Raw genomic sequence first — 4,776 nt, 5'->3', positions numbered from 1 at the left:
AGGTTAGTTAAAAGTTAGGAAGGTGTGTGGCTATGAAGAACATGGAACTGACAATCTTTGAGGTTACCAAGTTGAATGAGGACATGAAGTTCCTCGATTTGGCGAAAGAACATGCGCCGGTGGGTAAGGAGAAGCTTCGCGAGGCGTTGAAGGCGGCTGGAGCGACGTTCGACCAACGGACCAAACGGTGGTACATCGACCGCAGCCATCCGAATGCAGGCAAGAAAGTGCTCGATTTTGTGCAATCGAGTCGTGTCAGTACACCGAAACCGAAGAAAATCACGTCTGAGCCGTTGAAGATCGACCCGGTCACGGGGCAGTCCCAGTTGGACGACGATTATTTCGCAATCGAGACAAGGCCCGAACAGATCGTCCGGAAGAAAGTCTCGTTAGACATGGATGTGGCGTTACATAAGCAATTGAAGCAGATCGCCCTGGAGAACGACATGAAACTCTACGAGTTGGTCGAGGGTGTGCTGCGAGATTACGTGAAGAAACGGAAGTGAAAAACTCGATGGTGATGTCGGAAAGGTTGAAAAAGGATAGTAAGTCAGAAGGGATCTTCATGTTTGTGAATGCGATGATCGCTATTGCGATTCAAAATTTTTCTGAGACAGTTGCGGATCCAAGACCTTTCTTGGTCGGATCATTCTTTTTCCTGTTCTTGATGTTCGGGATTTTCGCCTGGAATCGACGGGAGAACAAGTTGTTGTTCATTGGTACGTGGGTTGTATATGTATGGCTGTTTTATGTATGGATTTTAGCTTAAAAACTGTAAGTTTGCGTGAAATAAAAACTCCACGCAAACTTAACGATGGTCTCAAGCCAAAGTCCGAAAACTAGGCAAAAAACGCCCGATTTCACAAACTTTTCGAGTGGTAACTATTGAATTATATGAGGTGTATGACAAGACAGATAGAGTGTAGTCTGATCTGTTTTGTTATACATCTTATTTTCATTAAAAAAATAAGTATTTTCTGTTGACACTCTTTTTTGAATTTGATATTTATAAATTGTAGTTAGCACTCCGATGCATAGAGTGCTAAAAATAAATCTAAGGAGTGATTATCATGGCTGGTTTGATTCCTTTCAACAAAAAGCGTAATGATTTAATGAACCTTGGGTTTAATGATTTTTCAAACATGTTAGATGACTTTTTCTCAGCAAGTGGGCTTCCATTCGAAAGAAGTCTAAGACATGACACATTTAAGGTGGATATCAAAGACGAAGAAGACAAGTATGTCATTGAAGCAGAAGTACCTGGAGTTAAAAAAGAAGATATTCAAGTTACAATCGATGATGGTCGTCTAAACTTATCTGTTAAATATGAAAGTGTTTCTGAAGAAGAAGGAAGTAAATATATTCACCGAGAACGTCGAATGTCACAAATGTCTCGCAGTATTTTGTTGAAAGACGTGAGTGAAGAAGGCGCTCAGGCTAAGTTGGAAGATGGCGTTTTGACATTAATTCTTCCTAAAAAAGAAAACTTAGATACTTCTAAACGTATTATGATTGAGTAACTTTGTGCATCCATCCCAAAAAAGAAGAGCGAAAGCTCTTCTTTTTTTACTGATTTTTTTTAAAAAACACCTTTCCTGTTTTTGTTCAAATCTTTACAGATAAGATCAATTGTTTGGAAAGTTCGAAGTAAAAACGAAGCAAAAGAGCATAAGGGAAAACTGCTATCACTTTCCGTGATAGCCCAGGCAGGGCCTGGGGTTTCTGTGATATCACCAAAAGTCCAAAAATGGCACGAAATGTGCCAGTGAAAACACGAAAGTGGCACATTTTGTGCCACTTTCTTATTCGTCATTTGTGTATCTTTGTGCACTGGTATTGATATTAGGATTCTCTTTTTTTTAATTAATGAGATCACTTTATAGATAGGTCGATACAAGTTTATTCGTTACATAGTTGAACTAAGAAGAGGAAGTTACCTGCGTTTTTTTCTCCGTTGACTATTAGATTTCGACTCGGCGATCTTTCCTAATCGTTCAAGTTGATTCAATTTTTTTGTCATTGCGTTCGAATCTGGACTAGTAACCATTTGCATCAGAAGTTCAGCAGTTAAATTGTTTTGATATTGACCCTCTTCAAGCTGCAGTTGACCTTCAATCTGTGCCTTCATTTTTTCGATATCTCGCTGGTGCTGCTGTTCAGATATTTCTTTTTCGTGTTTGTATTTTGTCTCTAATAATAGCAATTCTTGTTGATGTGCAATTTGAATTTGTTTGATTTCTTTTTTATGATATTCTTCTTGATTCTTTTCAGATTCTTTTCTTTCTAAATCTTTTTTTGCGATTTCATTTTTGAAATCAAGCCTAGATTTATAAAATGTTACGCCAAAGGATATTATTCCTGTAACGAGTGCACTGACGACTGGAATCCAAATAGACATAACTGTTAATCCTCCTTATAAGATTTATTAAAAAACACCTACTTTGTTGAAAAATATATTAATCATTTTAACGCAAAACAGGAACTCTAGTTCGTTTAAAAGATTGAAAGTCTACTTTTCATAGTTTTTTTTTGACTATAAGTACTTTTTTTGTTACCTTTAAATTGTAAATGGGTGGTTAGGCACCCTTAAATAAACTCGACACATTTTCCGGACTGCGAGAGCCGGACGTTGGCAAGCAACATAAAAACTTGACACATTTTCCGGACTGCGAGAGCCGGACGTTGGCGAGCAACATAAAAACCTATCGAAAAACGGGAACCTCTTTTAGGAGGTTCCCGTTTCTTTTTCTAAGTAGATTTTATACTCGGGTGATACGAATTGTATTTCATCATTCCCGTATCTATCTCTGATAAATACAGAATGTACTCTATAGCTCCCCTTCATTTGTTGTCCATTTTCGACTTTTAGATCCAATAGTGAAAAAGGGGAAAAAGTACTTGGATTATGATCAGTTTCGATTAGTGCAAGTGCGAAAATCTCTCTTCCAGTTCTTAATCCTGTTTCGAAAGTGAAATTATGAAGTGAAATTTCTCCGTCTATAACACGAATTCCGGGACTTAATAAATATTTTAAATACTTAATCACTCCCAACTTTAATACCGTTGTTCCATCGGACTTGATCACTAAAAAAGATGGAGAGATTTTATCCGTCTTTACCAAGTTGTAAAAGTGTCCTTTTGTCACAGGTCGTTTTGTTTTCGGGTCTAAATAAGCTTTGACTCCACACAGATGCATAAAATCGTTTCTTCTTGCTAATAGCACTATTTCTTTGTATTGGTTATCTTTTTCGTAGATATAATGAACTTCTTTACCGACTATCAATTCGTATGCAAGAAGTCCTTCTTTAATAGCATCGACCATTTTATGTTGTTCCATTTGTTTCCCCCACAGTGAGATCATCTCTAGTTTATAATGCGTTAATTTAAGACTACATCAATAGACATAAAAGATTATATAGCTTCAGAGAAATGAATTGGCATAAAATCACATTTTCATCCCGTTGATTAAAAAAGTATTTCGGAAATTTAGCGTGTTTGATAGAATTAAATAAATTACATACGAACGAAAAAAAAAGCCATTCCTCCCTGTATCAGTAGTTGGAAGCTTCTGATACAGATCGACAGAATGACTTTTGTTTAACCAAGTGCGCGAACACTGGTTAAACGGTGTACCCCCCGAACACCGAGGGGCACGTTTATAGGTACATACTACCTTGTTTTTTAAGTAAAAACAAGCGTATGAACCCTATCTACAAAGACCGTTTGACTGGAGGGCGCCAGTTGAACGGTCTTTTTTCGTTTTTCTATAAACTCACCTTTGTATTTTAGTTTATAGACTTTGAGATACATACTTAAAAAAATAACAGAGTTCTGCACTCGCTCTTAAAACGAGTAGGTCCATCTAGCCGACGCAACAAAGTAGATCGGTCACCACGGCGGTTCCAGCATGTGGTGTGACGTTAGCAGGGGAAGGACGGAAAGCCCTGTACATAGCCTAAGTCCCTTCGGGGATATGGTAAAGATCGTTGAGAGGTTCAGACGGGGTCATATGGTACGACCGGAGGCAGTCCCACGACAAACGGTGGGGGAGTTCCTCGTAGGCGGCTGTATGATTGCTGTGACACGACGTATGACGGCCAGGGCCGTCGTGCAGTGGGTTATGTGACGAGTCGCCGAAAGGCAGCAAGGTAGGGCGTGGAAACGCCTTGTGTGCGCGATAAGAGCGCAGCGAGTCACATGTCGGGGTTGAGACACCCCGGAGTCTTGGAACGCCTAGACATACGGATACCTCGTCTTGCACTAGACGGAGAACGTGGTGGGCAGATTTTAACCGCAGCCTTTTTCAAAGGGGTTAGTCTGCCCATCCAGCCGTTTCCTATCTTCCCTACCGGAGTATGCTCGGTGCGCTCTTTGGTTTCAAGTCTTTTTCTTTCCAAGTTCTAAAAAGAAAAGAACAAAGAGCAAACAGATCAGCGAGGAAACAGTAGAAGATGCAAATTCATATGTGGCACGAGGAATACGAGCCTAGCGTAGTCTGGCGACGTGTTCCGCATGTGCCCCGACAAGCGAGCGAAGGCGTAAACGCCGTAGCGAAGTGCGTTCAGCAGAGAGAAGGAAGACCTGGAGAGGATCGCCCGAGACATCCGACAGGATGCCAGGGCGATCCATAAGGAAAAACAAGAAGGGATTAGCCCCAGAAACTTAGAATAAAAGAGGGTAAGAGGGAAGGTTAGTTAAAAGTTAGGAAGGTGTGTGGCTATGAAGAACATGGAACTGACAATCTTTGAGGTTACCAAGTTGAATGAGGACATGAAG

At 40.1% G+C, this 4,776-nt stretch carries 4 protein-coding genes; 2 read left to right on the top strand and 2 right to left on the bottom strand.

Annotated features, from left to right (window positions below):
* Positions 1 to 32: 32 nt before the first annotated feature.
* Together KNP72_RS15550 and KNP72_RS15545 are read left to right on the top strand one after the other, a co-directional pair.
* A complete protein-coding gene (locus KNP72_RS15550) occupies positions 33 to 506 on the top strand; it encodes a hypothetical protein (protein ID WP_214834413.1) in 474 nt (157 codons plus the stop codon).
* A gap of 564 nt (positions 507 to 1,070) precedes the next feature.
* Positions 1,071 to 1,520 (top strand): Hsp20/alpha crystallin family protein, encoded by a 450-nt coding sequence (locus KNP72_RS15545; protein ID WP_214834410.1) that lies wholly within the window; start codon positions 1,071 to 1,073, stop codon positions 1,518 to 1,520.
* Between the two features lie 413 nt (positions 1,521 to 1,933).
* Here the strand turns inward: KNP72_RS15545 and KNP72_RS15540 are convergent, their stop codons facing one another.
* Both KNP72_RS15540 and KNP72_RS15535 read right to left on the bottom strand, forming a co-directional pair.
* The gene (locus tag KNP72_RS15540) at positions 1,934 to 2,398 is read right to left on the bottom strand and encodes a hypothetical protein (RefSeq protein WP_214834407.1); all 465 of its coding nucleotides are present in this window, start codon (positions 2,396 to 2,398) and stop codon (positions 1,934 to 1,936) included.
* Positions 2,399 to 2,725: 327 nt separating this feature from the next.
* Positions 2,726 to 3,337 carry a PBECR4 domain-containing protein gene (locus KNP72_RS15535; protein ID WP_214834405.1) on the bottom strand — a complete coding sequence of 204 codons (612 nt, stop codon included), beginning with the start codon at positions 3,335 to 3,337 and terminating at the stop codon, positions 2,726 to 2,728.
* Between the last annotated feature and the right edge of the window lie 1,439 nt (positions 3,338 to 4,776).

The organism is Exiguobacterium sp. s152, from assembly GCF_018618335.1.
Taxonomy (GTDB): domain Bacteria; phylum Bacillota; class Bacilli; order Exiguobacteriales; family Exiguobacteriaceae; genus Exiguobacterium; species Exiguobacterium chiriqhucha.
This window is presented reverse-complemented; position numbering and strand designations above follow the sequence as displayed.